The sequence below is a fragment of the Pseudomonas sp. 10B238 genome (assembly GCF_000970615.1).
Classification (GTDB): Bacteria; Pseudomonadota; Gammaproteobacteria; order Pseudomonadales; family Pseudomonadaceae; genus Stutzerimonas.
In genome coordinates this window covers 211,264-226,248 of record NZ_KQ033928.1, presented here as the reverse complement: position 1 = coordinate 226,248, position 14,985 = coordinate 211,264, and the positions used below count along the sequence as shown (strand labels likewise).

At 60.8% G+C, this 14,985-nt stretch carries 15 protein-coding genes; 11 read left to right on the top strand and 4 right to left on the bottom strand.

The window, feature by feature from the left end:
* Window positions 1-106: 106 nt before the first annotated feature.
* The 7 genes from RT21_RS03335 to RT21_RS03305 all read left to right on the top strand — a co-directional run bounded on the left by RT21_RS03335 (window position 107) and on the right by RT21_RS03305 (window position 6,460).
* On the top strand, window positions 107-2,074 hold the full coding sequence (locus RT21_RS03335; RefSeq protein WP_046161605.1) for a dynamin-like GTPase family protein: 1,968 nt from the start codon (window positions 107-109) through the stop codon (window positions 2,072-2,074).
* Between the two features lie 81 nt (window positions 2,075-2,155).
* Complete coding sequence (locus RT21_RS03330; RefSeq protein ID WP_046161604.1) at window positions 2,156-3,295, top strand: homoserine O-succinyltransferase MetX; 1,140 nt, start codon at window positions 2,156-2,158, stop codon at window positions 3,293-3,295.
* A 9-nt stretch (window positions 3,296-3,304) separates the two neighbouring features.
* Window positions 3,305-3,904: a methionine biosynthesis protein MetW gene (gene metW / locus RT21_RS03325; protein WP_045423688.1), complete on the top strand. Its 600-nt coding sequence runs from the start codon at window positions 3,305-3,307 to the stop codon at window positions 3,902-3,904.
* Window positions 3,905-3,927: 23 nt separating this feature from the next.
* Complete coding sequence (locus tag RT21_RS03320) at window positions 3,928-4,350, top strand: DUF4426 domain-containing protein (RefSeq protein WP_046161603.1); 423 nt, start codon at window positions 3,928-3,930, stop codon at window positions 4,348-4,350.
* Complete coding sequence (gene rdgB / locus RT21_RS03315; RefSeq protein WP_046161602.1) at window positions 4,347-4,943, top strand: RdgB/HAM1 family non-canonical purine NTP pyrophosphatase; 597 nt, start codon at window positions 4,347-4,349, stop codon at window positions 4,941-4,943. The genes RT21_RS03320 and rdgB overlap by 4 nt, the downstream gene beginning before the upstream one ends.
* The gene (hemW, locus tag RT21_RS03310) at window positions 4,940-6,127 is read left to right on the top strand and encodes a radical SAM family heme chaperone HemW (RefSeq protein WP_082082101.1); all 1,188 of its coding nucleotides are present in this window, start codon (window positions 4,940-4,942) and stop codon (window positions 6,125-6,127) included. Before rdgB ends, hemW begins: the two co-directional genes overlap by 4 nt.
* A 9-nt stretch (window positions 6,128-6,136) precedes the next feature.
* The gene (locus RT21_RS03305; protein WP_046161601.1) at window positions 6,137-6,460 is read left to right on the top strand and encodes a DUF3392 domain-containing protein; all 324 of its coding nucleotides are present in this window, start codon (window positions 6,137-6,139) and stop codon (window positions 6,458-6,460) included.
* Window positions 6,461-6,466: 6 nt separating this feature from the next.
* Here RT21_RS03305 and RT21_RS03300 read toward each other — a convergent pair whose 3' ends face one another.
* A complete protein-coding gene (locus RT21_RS03300) occupies window positions 6,467-6,829 on the bottom strand; it encodes a DUF5064 family protein (protein WP_231108005.1) in 363 nt (120 codons plus the stop codon).
* A 187-nt stretch (window positions 6,830-7,016) separates the two neighbouring features.
* Here RT21_RS03300 and arcD point away from each other — a divergent pair, with 187 nt between their 5' ends.
* The 4 genes from arcD to arcC all read left to right on the top strand — a co-directional run bounded on the left by arcD (window position 7,017) and on the right by arcC (window position 11,815).
* Complete coding sequence (arcD, locus tag RT21_RS03295) at window positions 7,017-8,444, top strand: arginine-ornithine antiporter (protein WP_046161599.1); 1,428 nt, start codon at window positions 7,017-7,019, stop codon at window positions 8,442-8,444.
* A 99-nt stretch (window positions 8,445-8,543) separates the two neighbouring features.
* Window positions 8,544-9,800: an arginine deiminase gene (gene arcA, locus RT21_RS03290; protein ID WP_046161598.1), complete on the top strand. Its 1,257-nt coding sequence runs from the start codon at window positions 8,544-8,546 to the stop codon at window positions 9,798-9,800.
* Window positions 9,801-9,852: 52 nt separating this feature from the next.
* On the top strand, window positions 9,853-10,863 hold the full coding sequence (locus RT21_RS03285; RefSeq protein ID WP_046161597.1) for an ornithine carbamoyltransferase: 1,011 nt from the start codon (window positions 9,853-9,855) through the stop codon (window positions 10,861-10,863).
* Between the two features lie 28 nt (window positions 10,864-10,891).
* Entirely contained in the window at window positions 10,892-11,815 is a 924-nt protein-coding gene (gene arcC / locus RT21_RS03280) for a carbamate kinase (RefSeq protein ID WP_046161596.1), read from the top strand.
* A 54-nt stretch (window positions 11,816-11,869) separates the two neighbouring features.
* Here arcC and RT21_RS03275 read toward each other — a convergent pair whose 3' ends face one another.
* The 3 genes from RT21_RS03275 to RT21_RS03265 form a co-directional block, all read right to left on the bottom strand.
* Complete coding sequence (locus RT21_RS03275; RefSeq protein ID WP_046161595.1) at window positions 11,870-13,204, bottom strand: DUF1329 domain-containing protein; 1,335 nt, start codon at window positions 13,202-13,204, stop codon at window positions 11,870-11,872.
* 178 nt (window positions 13,205-13,382) lie between these two features.
* The gene (gene trmB, locus RT21_RS03270; protein WP_218186910.1) at window positions 13,383-14,054 is read right to left on the bottom strand and encodes a tRNA (guanosine(46)-N7)-methyltransferase TrmB; all 672 of its coding nucleotides are present in this window, start codon (window positions 14,052-14,054) and stop codon (window positions 13,383-13,385) included.
* Window positions 14,055-14,162: 108 nt separating this feature from the next.
* Entirely contained in the window at window positions 14,163-14,957 is a 795-nt protein-coding gene (locus RT21_RS03265; RefSeq protein WP_046161593.1) for a thiazole synthase, read from the bottom strand.
* Window positions 14,958-14,985: the final 28 nt, after the last annotated feature.

Here is a 14,985-nt window from a genome sequence, read left to right as displayed (position 1 = left end):
ACCGCCCATAGCCTCGTGTAGCCTTTTGGGCGGTGGATCACAAAAGGCTCGATTGACCCGTACCCGGCGGCAGGGATAATCGCCCCCTACGCCATCAGGAAGCACCATGCTCATGGAACGACTCGACAGGCAGGTGGATGCCTATGTCTCCTGGAAACGCGACCTGATCCGCGAAATCACGCGTTATCGCAGCTGGCTGGCGCACAACCGACTGAACTCCGATGTGGTTGAAGCCAGACTGGACCGCGCCCTCAAACTGTTGCGCACTGACCACATCACCCTTGCGTTTGTCGGCGAGTTTTCCCGCGGCAAGACGGAGCTGATCAACAGCTTGTTTTTCGCTGGCTATGGCCAACGCATCCTGCCATCGCGGGCCGGTCGCACCACCATGTGCCCGACAGAGCTGTTCTTCGATCCACGTGCGGAACGTTCCTACATTCGCCTGCTGCCGATCGAGTCCCGCTTGGAAGACACCAGCATCGCGCAGCTCAAACGCACCCCGCACCTTTGGACCAACATTGCACTGGATCCCGCTAACCCTGACGCCATGGTCGAAGCGTTCGGCCAGGTTGCCTCTACCCGGTCGCTGCCCGTAGAGCAAGCCATTCAGCTGGGCTTCCATCCCGACGCGCTGGAGGCGTCCGATGCCGACGGGGAAGTGATGGTGCCGGCCTGGCGACACGCCATGGTCAACTTCGATCATCCGCTGCTGCGCCAAGGCTTGCGCATCCTCGACACACCCGGCCTCAATGCCCTCGGCAGCGAGCCAGAGCTCACCCTTTCGATGCTGCCAAACGCCCAGGCGGTGATTTTCCTGCTGTCTGCAGATGCCGGGGTGACGGCAAGCGACATGGGCATCTGGCAACAGCACATTCGCCAACTCGACGACGGTGGACAAAACCGCTTGTTCGCTGTGCTTAACAAGATTGATGTCCTGTGGGACGACGTATCCGGTGACGCCTTCGTCAGTGAGGCGATCCAACGGATGCAGGCCGCTACGGCGCAACAGCTGGGCATTGCCATCAAAGATGTGCTTCCACTCTCAGCAAAGCAGGCCCTGCTGGCCAAAATTCGCGGCGACGAGGACCTGCTCAAACGCAGTCAACTGGTTGAGCTGGAGCACCTGCTCTGTGAGCGCATCCTCGCCCAGAAGGAGCGCCTGCTCGAGCAACAGGTCGTGCGCCAGGTGCTCGCGCTGCTGCAAAACAGCCAGCACATCCTGACCCAGCGACTGGCCAAGGTGCGCGAGCAATGCGAACTGCTCGACAGCCATCGCCAAGACAGCGGCCAGATGCTCATGGAGCTGACAGCCCGTACCCGCCATGACCATAACCAGCACCATAAGCGTTTGCTGCAGTTAAAAACCAACCAGCGACTACTGCAACGCCAGGGCGAGCTTCTGCGTTCGACGGTGCGCCCAGAACGTCTCGAGGAGCACCTTGCCCGACTGCGTCGCAGCCTCACAGGCAGCCTGACCACACTGGGTATCAACCTGAGCATCGTGCATTTCTTCCGCTCCGTAGAGCAGGATCTCGGTACGCTTGAGCACGAGGCGGCATTGGCAAACAAGATGGTCTCGGCCATCTACCGGCGCCATAACGACGAAAACCCGCTGCACGGCGTAGACGCCCCGCTGTTCCGTCTGGCGCGATACCAGAACGAACTTAAAGCCCTGCAAAGCAAGGCCGACCAATTTCGCCTGCAGCTCAAGACCCTGCTCACCGAGCAGCGCACCTTGACCCGACGTTTCTTCGCCACCCTTGTACAAGAGGTGGTCACCATGCATCAACGGTTGCGCCAGGAGGCCGAGCATTGGGCCAACGAAGCGCTGCTTCCGCTGATGCAGCATTCGCTGGAACACAAGCAGCAGCTGGAAGCGCATATGCTGCGCCTCAAGAGCTTGGCGCAGGATAGCCAGCAAAGCAGCCAGCGCGGCCGCCTGCTGACGCGTTACAGCCTTGAGCTGGAACAACAACTGGCCCAGGCCGGCGAAATGCTGCGTCTGCTGCGAAAACCCGCGCCGATCCGCCGCCAGGGCAAAGTCGTCAGTCTCACCAGCGCCAGCATCGGCTGACACAGACGTTGCGATTGAGGATGAATTGAGGCGCGCTAACCTTTAGACTTTGCCGCCTTCTTCCAGTACGAGCCAGGGTCAATGCCCACAGCTATTCCAGCCGATTCCGTTGGTCTGGTGAGTCCGAAGGTCGCGCATTTCGCCGAGCCGCTGGCACTCGCCTGCGGCCGCACGCTGAACGCTTACCAGCTGATCTACGAAACCTACGGCGAGCTGAACGCCTCGTGCAGCAATGCCGTGCTCATCTGCCACGCACTTTCAGGCCATCATCATGCGGCCGGCTTCCATGACGCCGAAGACCGCAAGCCCGGCTGGTGGGATAGCTGCATCGGCCCGGGCAAAGCCATCGATACGAACCGCTTCTTTGTGGTCAGCCTGAATAACCTCGGCGGCTGCAATGGTTCGACCGGCCCCAGCAGCACCAATCCAGCAACGGGCAAGCCTTATGGCGCGGATTTCCCGGTCGTCACCGTGGAAGACTGGGTCAACAGCCAGGCACGCCTGGCTGACATGCTGGGCATCGAGCAGTGGGCCGCAGTGGTGGGCGGCAGCCTCGGTGGCATGCAGGCCATGCAATGGACCATGAGTTACCCGGAGCGCGTCCGCCATTGTGTGGCGATCGCCTCGGCACCCAAGCTGTCAGCCCAGAACATTGCGTTCAACGAGGTAGCGCGCCAGGCCATCTTGTCGGACCCAGAGTTTCACGGCGGGCATTTTCAAGAGAAGGGTGTAATCCCCAAGCGGGGCCTGATGTTGGCGCGGATGGTCGGGCACATCACCTACCTGTCCGACGACGCCATGGGCACCAAATTCGGCCGTGGGCTCAAGAGCGAAAAGCTGAATTACGATTTCAACAGCGTCGAATTCCAAGTCGAAAGCTACCTTCGCTACCAGGGCGAAGAGTTCTCCGGCCGCTTCGATGCCAATACCTACCTGCTGATGACCAAGGCGCTGGATTACTTCGACCCGGCGGCGACGCACGACGATGATCTGGCCAAGGCACTGTCCACGGCGAAAGCGGACTTCTGCGTTATATCGTTCACAACCGACTGGCGCTTCTCCCCGGAGCGCTCGCACGAAATCGTCGACGCGCTGATGGCAGCGCGCAAGAACGTTTGTTATCTGGAGATCGACGCCCCTCAAGGCCACGACGCCTTCCTGATTCCGATCCCTCGATATCTACAGGCCTTTCGCGGTTACATGAACCGCATCGCCGTATAAGGAGCCTATATGCGCGCCGACCTGGAAATCATCCAAGACTGGATACCGGCGGGAAGCCGCGTGCTCGACCTGGGCTGCGGTAACGGTGACTTGCTGGCCTGGCTGCGGGACAACAAACAGGTGAGCGGCTATGGTCTGGAAATCGATCCAGACAACATTGCCGCCTGCGTCGAAAAAGGCGTCAACGTCATCGAGCAGGACCTCGACAAGGGCCTCGGCAACTTCGCCAGTGACAGTTTCGACATGGTGGTCATGACCCAGGCACTGCAAGCAGTCCACTACCCGGACAAGTTGCTCAAGGAGATGCTGCGGGTCGGACGCGAGTGCATCATCACCTTTCCCAATTTCGGTCACTGGCGCTGCCGTTGGTACCTGGCCAGCAAAGGCCGCATGCCGGTGTCGGATTTCTTGCCTTACACCTGGTACAACACGCCGAACATTCACTTCTGCACATTCGAGGATTTCGAGCGGTTGTCCCACGAACTTGGCGCCCGAGTGCTCGAGCGCCTAGCCGTGGACCGCCATCACAAGCACGGTGTGGCGAGCCGCTTGTGGCCTAATCTGATTGGTGAAATCGGTATCTATCGTGTCACCGGAGCCGTCCGCTGACCGCTCATTGCTGGAGGTAATCCATGAGATCTCGTTTGATATGCCTGCTCGCCCTGCTCTTTGCGCTACCCGCCGTGGCTGAGCGCAAACACAGTGTCGGCGAATACGACGTGCACTACATCGCGTTCAATTCCGGCTTCCTGCAGCCTGACATCGCCGCCGCTGCCGGCCTCGTGCGCAGCAAGACTCAAGGCGTGGTCAACCTATCGGTGCTCAAGTCCGGCAAACCGACTGCAGCTCAGGTCAGTGGCACGGTGAAGAACCTGCTCGGTCAGGATTACCCGCTGGACTTCAAGCAACTAAAAGAAGGCGAGCAGGCCATCTACTACCTGGCTCAGTTCCCCTTCGACTCGCAAGAAACCCTGCGCTTTAACCTGAACGTGCAGCCTGCCGGCGCCCCGGCGATCAATTTCGACTTCAGCCAAGAATTCTTCCCGGACGAATGATGCTCTTCAAAGAACTGGTGCTGGCCAGCCACAACGCCGGCAAGCTAAAGGAACTGCAGGCCATGCTGGGCGACGCCGTACGCGTGCGTTCGATTGGTGAATTCAGCGACATCGAACCGGAGGAAACCGGGCTTTCCTTTGTCGAGAACGCCATCCTCAAGGCACGCAATGCAGCGCGTATATCCGGCTTGCCTGCGCTGGCAGACGACTCGGGGCTGGCGGTTGATCACCTGGGTGGTGCGCCGGGCATCTACTCGGCGCGCTACGCAGGCGGCCAGGGCGACGCGGCGAACAATGCCAAACTGCTCGACGCCCTGAAGGACGTGCCGGACGCCGAGCGTGGCGCTCAGTTCGTCTGCGCGCTGGCATTACTGCGGCATGCCGACGATCCGCTGCCGATTCTCTGCGAAGGACTGTGGCAGGGCCGCATTCTGCACAGCGCTCAGGGGGAGCATGGCTTCGGTTACGACCCCCTGTTCTGGGTGCCGGAACGTGACTGCTCAAGCGCTGAGCTGGCACCGAAGGACAAGAACCAGCTCAGCCACCGCGCGCGCGCCATGGCCCTGCTCAAGCAGCGCCTGGGGATCGCATGACCGCTGCTTCCAACGGCGGCGCTCCCGAACCGCCTGCGGTATCGCGCCTGGAACTGCCGCCGCTGGCGGCTTACGTTCACATCCCCTGGTGCGTGCGCAAATGCCCGTACTGCGATTTCAACTCCCATGCTGCTGGGGCCTCGCTGCCAGAAGACGCTTATGTCGACGCGCTACTGGAGGACCTGGATGCCGATCTGGAGCAGATACAAAGCCGCAGGCTGACGTCGATCTTTTTCGGTGGCGGCACGCCGAGCCTGTTCTCCGCCAGCGCGCTGGAACGAATCCTCGAAGGCATGCGGCAGCGGGTCGGGTTCGCCGATGACATCGAGATCACCCTGGAAGCCAACCCTGGCACGTTCGAACAGGCGAAATTCCGTGACTACCGCAGCCTCGGCATCAACCGCTTGTCGATTGGCGTGCAAAGCTTCCAGCCCGCCAAGCTGAAGGCTCTTGGCCGCATCCACGATGGTGACGAAGCGATCCGGGCCGCCGATATGGCGCGCGCGGCGGGCTTCGATAATTTCAACCTCGACCTGATGCATGGTCTGCCTGAGCAGAGCCTGGAAGACGCGCTGAGTGATCTGCGCATCGCCATTGCCCAGCAACCGACGCACCTATCTTGGTATCAGCTCACGGTCGAGCCGAACACCGAGTTCTGGAGCAAACCACCCCAGCTGCCGGAAGACGAGACCCTGTGGGACATACAGGAAGCCGGACAGGCATTACTCGCCGCGCACGGCTATGGCCAATACGAAACCTCGGCTTATGCTCAACCCGGCAGGCAGGCGCGACACAACCTCAATTACTGGACCTTCGGCGACTTCCTTGGGCTGGGCGCGGGTGCCCACGGCAAGTGGACTGCACCGAATGGCGAGATCCGCCGGCACTGGAAGACCCGCCTGCCGAAAGACTATCTCGATCCAGCGAAACGCTTCCGCGCGGGCGACAAGCAACTCGCGCAGGACGAATTGCCCTTCGAGTTCCTGATGAACGTGCTGCGCCTCACCGACGGCGTGCCTTCATTGATGTTCACTCAGCGCACCGGCCTCTCGTTGGACTTGCTGGCCGACGGACGACGGGACGCGGAAGCACGCGGCTTGCTTGAACCCGACCCACAGCGGCTGGTTGCGACCCCCAAAGGCCAGCTTTTTCTCAATGACCTGCTGCAACTCTTCCTGCCTTAAGGACCCTGCATGGATCTCGTACTCGACCTCATCGCCACCCTGTCGCGCTGGAGCCGCCACCACCTGTTCGATATTTCCCTGGCGATCATGGCGACGCTGTTTGTCCTGTTCGGCCCGGCATTGAACGCCTGGGTGCAGAAGAACATCGGCGGGCTCAATTTCGTCCTTCGCACCCTGGCGTTCGTGGTCTTCTGTGCATTGGTCTACGGACTTGGCATCATCTATCTCAGCCCCTGGCTGGCCAAGGGGTTGGCGCAATTCAACAACTACACCCTGGCGCCGGTGCTGTTGCTGGTGCTGTTCATCATTGGCGTGGTCGCTGACCGAAACTGAACTGAACTAGTCTTCTCGCAAAAAACGGTCGAGGTCCACAGGCTCGCCAGGCATTCCGTGCAGCTGGTCGCGCAGATCCTCGAACATTGGATCGTAATCCGCGTGAAATGCGAACAGCACATCCGTGTGCAGGTGCAAACCGCGCTTGCGCAAGCATTGACGGATGCGCTGCAGGAAATTGAAAGCCACGTCGCGGTGCATTTCAAACCGTTCGTCAATCGGCGTCTGATCGACCTCCCCATGAAGGTGGAACGAGGCCCATTCTGGCTTTTGCTGCGGCCCTTCGACGTGGTATTCGAGTATCAAGTGATACCCGGGAAAGCCGTCCGATGGCAATCGGCTGACTTCCACATGACCTGGTCTGAACACGGACCTTCTCCTCAGTGAATCTGGCGTTGCCTGCCAGGCGCTCTAACTGCCGTGACCGCCACGGCACGCTAACAGCTCGATGCCATGCTGACACTCTCGTTCTGACGTTTGTTGACGCCCGTCATTACCCTGTCGCACGCCTGGGCGCCCAATGTCTCCAGTGCTGATCCTAAAAGGAAACAGGAACATGGCAACGGCCTCGAAACAATTGAAACTCGGTGCACTGATAGCGCTGGTGGTGGGCTCGATGATTGGCGGCGGAATTTTTTCGCTGCCGCAGAACATGGCCGCGAGCGCCAGCGCCGGCGCGATCCTCATCGGCTGGGGCATCACAGCCATCGGCATGCTCACGCTCGCCTTCGTCTTCCAGACGCTGGCCAACCGCAAGCCAGACCTGGATGCAGGCGTTTATGCCTACGCCAAGGCGGGCTTTGGCGACTATATGGGTTTCTCGTCGGCCTGGGGCTACTGGATCAGTGCCTGGATCGGCAACGTCAGCTATTTCGTCCTGCTGTTCAGCACCCTGGGCTATTTCTTCCCGATCTTCGGTGAGGGCAACACCTTGCCGGCTGTGATCGGCGCATCACTGGTGCTTTGGGGTGTGCACCTGTTGGTTCTACGTGGCATTCAGCAGGCCGCGTTCATCAATCTGGTCAGCACTATCGCCAAGATCGTTCCGCTGATCATGTTCATCGTCATTGCCGCCATCGCCTTTCGCCTGGAGGTATTCACGGCGGACTTCTGGGGCCGCGGCAATCTGGAGCTGGGCAGCGTCATGCAGCAGGTGCGCAACATGATGCTGGTGACCGTATGGGTCTTCATCGGCATCGAGGGCGCCAGCGTCTACTCTGCGCGTGCCGAGCGACGCAGCGATGTCGGCAAGGCGACCGTGATCGGCTTCATTGGCGTGCTTGCGCTACTCGTGCTGGTCAACGTCCTGTCCATGGGAATCATGAGCCAGGCCGAGCTTGCGGGCCTGAAAAACCCTTCCATGGCGGGGGTACTGGAGCAGGTGGTGGGACGCTGGGGCGCCGTGCTGATCAGTGTCGGGCTGGTGGTGTCACTGGCCGGCGCGCTGCTCTCCTGGACCCTGCTATGCGCGGAGATCCTCTTTGCCGGGGCACGCGACCACACCATGCCGAGCTTCCTGCGCAAGGAAAATGCGAATCACGTTCCCGTCAACGCGCTCTGGCTGTCCAACGGGCTGATCCAGTTCTTTCTGATCATCACCCTATTCAGCGCGTCGACCTATCTGAGCCTGCTCTACCTCGCCACTTCGATGATCCTTGTGCCCTATTTCTGGTCCGCGGCCTACGCGTTGCTGATCAGCATTCGGGGGGAAGGCTACGAGAATGCGCCTGGTGAGCGGCGCAAGGATCTGCTGGTGGCCGCCATTGCCACGCTGTACGCACTCTGGCTCGTATATGCCGGTGGCGTGCAATACCTGCTGCTTTCCGCCCTGCTCTACGCGCCAGGCGCTCTGCTGTTCGCCAAAGCCAAGCATGAACGCGGCGAGCCGGTATTCACCACCGTCGAGAAGCTGATCTTCGCCGCGGTCGTGATAGGTGCTGGCATCGCGGCCTACGGTTTGTACGACGGTTTCCTTTCGCTTTGATCCTTTTAGGCGCCAACTGCGCCTACTCCTCGACCATTGCCACGAGCGATGGCGAACCACTGAGCACCTACCGGTGCGAAGACTGCTAGGAGAACTGCTATGACCCCGCAACCCCAGAAACTGGGTGTCCATTCCGAAGCCGGCAAACTGCGCAAGGTGATGGTCTGCTCGCCAGGCCTTGCCCACCAACGGCTGACCCCGACCAACTGCGACGAACTGTTGTTCGATGATGTGATGTGGGTAAACCAGGCCAAGCGCGATCACTTCGATTTCGTCACCAAGATGCGTGAGCGAGGGGTCGAAGTCCTCGAGATGCATAACCTGCTGACCGAGACGGTAAGCAATCCAGAGGCGCTGAAATGGATTCTTGACCGCAAGATCACTGCGAACCAGGTCGGCACTGGTCTGCAGAATGAAGTGCGCAGCTGGCTCGAGGAGCAACAGCCCCGGCACCTCGCGGAGTACTTGATCGGCGGCGTATCAGGCAGTGACCTGCCCGGCACTCACAGCGGCGAGATCGTCAGCCTGTTCCGTGATTTCCTCGGCCACTCCAGCTTCATCCTGCCGCCGCTGCCCAACACGATTTTCACCCGCGACACCAGTTGCTGGATCTATGGGGGCGTATCGCTCAACCCCATGCACTGGACAGCACGGCGTCAGGAAACCCTGCTCACCGCGGCGATCTACCGCTTCCATCCCGAGTTTGCCGATCAGGACTTCAAGGTCTGGTATGGCGACCCGGAACTTGATCACGGCCTGGCCACACTGGAGGGCGGCGACGTGATGCCCATCGGCAATGGCGTGGTCCTGATCGGAATGGGTGAGCGCAGCTCCCGCCAGGCGATCGGCCAATTGGCCCAATCACTGTTTCGCCAAGGTGCGGCCGAGCGAGTGATCGTCGCCGGTCTGCCGCGTTCGCGCTCGGCGATGCACCTGGACACTGTGTTCAGCTTCTGCGATCGCGACCTGGTGACGATCTATCCAGACGTCGTTCAGGGCATCGTCGCGTTCAGCCTGCGACCAGACGAAAGCAAACCAGGCGGCATCGACCTGCGCCGTGAAGAGGCCGGCTTCCTCGAGGTGGTAGCCGAAGCCCTCGGCCTGACGGCGCTTCGAGTGGTCGCGACCGGCGGTGACAGTTACGAGGTCGAACGCGAGCAATGGGACGATGGTAACAACGTGGTGGCACTCGAACCCGGCGTAGTTATTGGCTACGACCGCAACACGTTCACCAATACCATGCTGCGCAAAGCCGGTGTCGAAGTCATCACCATCAGCGCCAGTGAGCTTGGACGAGGCCGCGGCGGTGGCCACTGCATGACCTGCCCGATCGTTCGCGACGCCATCGACTATTGATCACGGCGCCGGGCCTGGGCCCGGCAAGCCCCGAAACACGAGGAATTCCACCATGCCCTTCAATATCCACAACCGTAGCCTGCTCAGCCTGATGCACCACAGCGAACGCGAGCTGCGCCACCTGCTCGACCTGTCCCGTGATCTGAAACGCGCCAAATACACAGGTACCGAGCGCCAGCATCTGAAAGGCAAGAACATCGCGCTGATCTTCGAGAAAACCTCCACCCGCACGCGCTGCGCCTTTGAAGTGGCCGCCTACGACCAGGGTGCCAATGTCACTTATATCGATCCGAACTCTTCGCAGATCGGCCACAAGGAGAGCATGAAGGACACCGCGCGCGTGCTGGGACGCATGTACGACGCCATCGAGTACCGCGGTTTCAAGCAGGAGATCGTCGAGGAACTGGCCCGCTACGCCGGCGTGCCGGTCTACAACGGCCTGACGGATGAATATCACCCCACGCAGATGATTGCCGACGTGATGACCATGCGCGAGCACAGCGACAAAGCACTGCATCAGATCAGCTATGCCTACCTCGGCGATGCGCGCAACAACATGGGTAATTCCTTGCTGTTGATCGGTGCCAAGCTGGGCATGGACGTACGCATCGCTGCGCCCCGCGCACTCTGGCCAAGCGAAGCGCACATCAAGGCCTGTCAGGATTTCGCCGCACAGAGCGGCGCGCGGCTGACGCTTACCGAGGACCCGATCGCAGCCGTAGAAGGCGTCGACTTCGTCCACACCGATGTGTGGGTGTCCATGGGTGAGCCGGTCGAGGCCTGGGCCGAACGCATCGAGCAGCTGCTCCCCTATCAGGTGAACACGGCGCTCATGCAGGCCACCGGTAACCCGCGCAGCAAGTTTATGCACTGTCTGCCTGCGTTCCACAACAGCGATACCAAGGTGGGCAAGGAGATCGCTGCCAAGTACCCGCACCTGGCCAATGGCATCGAGGTGACCGAGGACGTGTTCGAGTCGCCCTACAACATTGCCTTCGAGCAAGCGGAAAACCGCATGCACACCATCAAGGCAATTCTCGTCTCGACGCTTGCCGACGTATAAGTCACCGGACGTATCAGGAGGACATAGCATGCGCATCGTGATTGCACTGGGTGGCAACGCCCTGCTTCGCAGAGGCGAACCACTGAGCGCCGACAACCAGCGAGAGAATGTCAGAACCGCTTGCAGCCAGATTGCCCGCATCTCGCCCGGTAATGAGCTGGTAATCGCCCACGGCAACGGTCCACAGGTTGGGCTGCTGGCCCTGCAGGGAGCTGCCTACACGGACGTACCCGTTTACCCGCTGGATGTACTCGGTGCCGAGACCGAAGGCATGATCGGCTACATTATCGAGCAGGAGCTTGGCAATCTGCTGCCCTTCGAGGTCCCCTTCGCCACCCTGCTCACGCAAGTGGAGGTGGATGCTGCTGACCCGGCGTTCGCCAATCCGAGCAAGCCGATCGGCCCGGTGTACAGCCGCGAAGAGGCCGAACGACTGGCCAGTGAAAAAGGCTGGCACATCGCTGCCGATGGTGGACGTTTCCGCCGAGTTGTTCCGAGCCCGCGACCGAAGCGGATTTTCGAAATCAGGCCGATCCGCTGGCTGCTGGAAAAAGGCAGCGTGGTTATTTGCGCTGGCGGCGGTGGCATTCCTACGGTGTACGACCAGAACGGGCACCTGCAAGGCGTCGAGGCAGTGATTGACAAAGACCTCTGCTCGGCGCTACTGGCCGAGCAGCTCGAAGCCGATCTGCTGGTGATCGCCACGGATGTCGACGGGGTCTACCTGGACTGGGGCACGCCGCAGCAGCGCCGCATCAACGAGGCCCATCCCGACCAGCTGGAACTGTTGGGCTTTGCCGCAGGGTCGATGGGGCCGAAGGTTCAGGCAGCGTGTGAGTTTGCCCGCAACACCGGCAAAGCTGCGGTAATCGGCTCGCTGGCCGACATCGAAGCGATCGTGCAGGGCCGCGCCGGAAGCCGCGTCAGCCTGTCGGCACACGGCGTGTCATAGCCAAAAACCACAAGGGCGCCCGCGGGCGCCCCTTCTGCTCTCAGCCAGTGCTGCTTAGTTGCCGCGACGCAGCGCCGCCGGTGAGAAGTCACGCGGGCCGAGCCGGGCACTGAAGTCATACATCGACTCATTGTTATCCAGACCGTCAACAAAATAGTTGTCGTCTTTCAGGTGATAGAGCGTTTCGACGGTGCTGTTGAACATCGGCACGTCGTAATAGCTGATTGGATGGCTTTCCTGCAGCCCGATCAGCTCGCCCTTTTCATCAAACAGGTCCACAGCCAGAATCGACCAGCTGTCCTCATCGACATAGAACCGGCGCTTGTCGTAGGGGTGACTGAAGCCCTTGCGCAGTGTGGCGTCAACGACCCAGACCCGATGCAACTCATAACGCAACAGTTCCGGATTCAAGGTTCGCGGACCGACGATTTTATCGTAGGGGATGCCCTTCTGATGCACCGCGTAGCTGTTGTAAGGCACGAGCATTTCGCGCTTGGCAACCAGCTGCCACTCATAGCGATCCGGTGCGCCATTGAAGGAGTCCACCACGTCCGCTGTGGCCAGGCCGCTAGTGTCGGGCTGCAGCGAATCGTAGGCGAGCGACGGCAAACGACGTACGCGGCGATCAGCCGGACTGTAGCGCCAGGCCTTGCGTACCGCTAGCACTTGGTCGAGCGGATCCTGGACCACCAGGGCGGTACCTGACAGTTTGGCCGGCGCAGTGACACGGTACTTGTAGTACAGCGAGGTGTTGTCCAGGTCGGCCTGGCTCATGCCCTCACGGTTATAAACGTAATAGATCTGCCGATCCCGTTTGATATAGCTCGGGTTTCCGTTGATCACCACGGCCTGATTGTTCACGAAGTGAGTCTGGTCGCCCTTGTAATGCAGAACATGGTTCCAGATCACCTCCATCCCGTCCTGCGGGATGGGAAATGGAATACCCGCTGAGGCGCCCTTGATCCCGTTGCCGTTGGCGATCAGCTCGGCATTCACCGCGTTCAGTCGCGTGGCGTCATAGATGCGCTGCGGGTTGCTGGCGCTGCGACGGGTTGGAAATACCCGCATATGAAAGTCAGGATGTCGCTCGACCAGCGCTCGCAGCCCCTCCGGCAACAACGCGGCGTACTGGGCCACATTGCTCTGGTCCACTCGGTAGAGCATCGGGTCGGCAGCGAAAGGGTCCGGATGGTGCATGCCGGCTTCGTAGCCTGCAGGTGGTTGCACACCTCCGGTCCAAGCGGGAATGGTGCCGGCGGCGTTACCGGCGCGCTCAGCACCCAGCGGGGTCAGGTCCTGACCCAGGCGCACGGCCTGCATCTCGTCGACCTTGGCATGAGCCTGGCTGGCACAGGCCGCCAGCAGCAGAATTCCAAATTTCCTGTACATCTGTTTGCTCCTTGCAGCGCGGCTGGCGCGGCAGATGACGGCTCTTGCCCGCAGGCAGAGCGCTCGTTGATGCGTTGGGATCGTGCCGTCCTGGCATTTTTCGTTATTGGATCGTCCCTGGGCCGCTTGGTCGCGGCTTTGGTGGATGTAGCGGTGACACGTGTTTCTTTTCAGCGAGTCAGTCGATGCGCTCGAACTTAAGGTCCCAGACGCCGTGGCCGAGGCGCTCACCGCGCCGTTCGAACTTGGTGGTCGGGCGCTCCTGCGGACGATCAACGTACTGCCCGTTTACGGCCTGGTTACGGTAGCCAGGTGCGACGTTCATAACGTCGAGCATGTGCTCGGCATAGGCCCCCCAGTCGGTCGCCATATGCAACACGCCGCCGACCTTAAGTTTCTGCCGGACCAACTCGGCGAATGCCGGTTGGACGATGCGCCGTTTGTGATGACGACTCTTGTGCCAGGGATCAGGGAAAAACAGCAGAACCCGGTCCAGGCTCGCATCGGGGACGCATTCACGCAGCACTTCGAGCGCGTCGCAACTGTAGATCCGCACGTTAGTCAGATTCTGTGACAGAAGTCCGTTTAACAGGGCCCCTACGCCCGGCGAGTGCACTTCGACCGCAATGAAATCCTGTTCCGGCGCCGCCGCGGCCATTTCCAGCGTGGAGTGGCCCATGCCAAAGCCGATCTCGAACGTGCGTGGTGCCTGCCGAGCAAAGACCTGATCGAAGTCGCGCAACCCATCTGCCAGTTCCAGGCCGAACCGGGGCCAGCCCTGATCCAGACCTCGCTGTTGTCCTTCGGTCATGCGACCGGCACGCATCACAAAGCTTTTGATGGTGCGCATGCGCCGTTGGCCCTCGGCCGGGATTGGAGTGTCACTCATGAACGAACCTACAGATAAAAAGGACCGGCCACGCGATCGAACACGCGGCCTGAGACGGGAGGAGAAGTATTAACGGATCAGGCCTTCCAGAGGCGAGGAAGCGCTGGCATAGAGTTTTTTCGGCATGCGGCCGGCCAGGTAGGCTAAGCGGCCGGCGTCGATCGCATACTTCATGGCCTCAGCCATCAGCACGGGGTTCTGCGCATGAGCGATGGCGCTGTTCATCAGCACCGCCTCACAGCCCAGCTCCATCGCGATGGTTGCGTCGGATGCCGTGCCGACGCCTGCGTCCACAAGCACCGGCACCTTGGCCTCCTCGAGGATGATGCGCAGGTTGTATGGGTTGCAGATGCCCAAACCCGTGCCGATCAGACCGGCCAGCGGCATCACCGCAATGCAGCCCATGTCGGCCAGCTGGCGGGCAATGATCGGATCGTCGCTGGTGTACACCATCACGTCGAAGCCATCCTTGACCAATACGTCAGCGGCCTTGAGGGTTTCGATGACGTTGGGAAACAGGGTTTTTTGGTCGGCCAACACTTCCAGCTTGACCAACCGGTGCCCATCGAGCAGTTCACGGGCCAGGCGGCAGGTGCGCACGGCCTCTTCGGCGTCGTAGCAGCCCGCGGTGTTCGGCAGGATCGTGTAGCGGTCCGGCGAGATCACATCCAGCAGATTAGGCTCGCCCGGGTTCTGGCCGATGTTGGTACGGCGGACCGCAACGGTGACGATCTCCGCGCCAGAGGCCTCGATGGCCGCGCGGGTTTCCTCGAGATCCTTGTATTTACCGGTGCCCACCAGCAGACGCGATTGATAGGTGCGACCGGCAAGCGTAAAGGGTTTGTCGTGCGGAACTGGGCTCATGCGACCATCCTGTTCAGACCTAATGAAG

Coding starts and splice junctions, on each gene's coding strand:
- arcC (WP_046161596.1), top strand. CDS start 10,892: ATGCGCATCGTGATTGCACTGGGTGGCAACGCCCTGCTTCGCAGAGGC.
- arcA (WP_046161598.1), top strand. CDS start 8,544: ATGACCCCGCAACCCCAGAAACTGGGTGTCCATTCCGAAGCCGGCAAA.
- RT21_RS03275 (WP_046161595.1), bottom strand. CDS start 13,204: ATGTACAGGAAATTTGGAATTCTGCTGCTGGCGGCCTGTGCCAGCCAG.
- rdgB (WP_046161602.1), top strand. CDS start 4,347: ATGATGCTCTTCAAAGAACTGGTGCTGGCCAGCCACAACGCCGGCAAG.
- RT21_RS03330 (WP_046161604.1), top strand. CDS start 2,156: ATGCCCACAGCTATTCCAGCCGATTCCGTTGGTCTGGTGAGTCCGAAG.
- hemW (WP_082082101.1), top strand. CDS start 4,940: ATGACCGCTGCTTCCAACGGCGGCGCTCCCGAACCGCCTGCGGTATCG.
- metW (WP_045423688.1), top strand. CDS start 3,305: ATGCGCGCCGACCTGGAAATCATCCAAGACTGGATACCGGCGGGAAGC.
- trmB (WP_218186910.1), bottom strand. CDS start 14,054: ATGCGCACCATCAAAAGCTTTGTGATGCGTGCCGGTCGCATGACCGAA.
- arcD (WP_046161599.1), top strand. CDS start 7,017: ATGGCAACGGCCTCGAAACAATTGAAACTCGGTGCACTGATAGCGCTG.
- RT21_RS03285 (WP_046161597.1), top strand. CDS start 9,853: ATGCCCTTCAATATCCACAACCGTAGCCTGCTCAGCCTGATGCACCAC.
- RT21_RS03305 (WP_046161601.1), top strand. CDS start 6,137: ATGGATCTCGTACTCGACCTCATCGCCACCCTGTCGCGCTGGAGCCGC.
- RT21_RS03335 (WP_046161605.1), top strand. CDS start 107: ATGCTCATGGAACGACTCGACAGGCAGGTGGATGCCTATGTCTCCTGG.
- RT21_RS03320 (WP_046161603.1), top strand. CDS start 3,928: ATGAGATCTCGTTTGATATGCCTGCTCGCCCTGCTCTTTGCGCTACCC.
- RT21_RS03265 (WP_046161593.1), bottom strand. CDS start 14,957: ATGAGCCCAGTTCCGCACGACAAACCCTTTACGCTTGCCGGTCGCACC.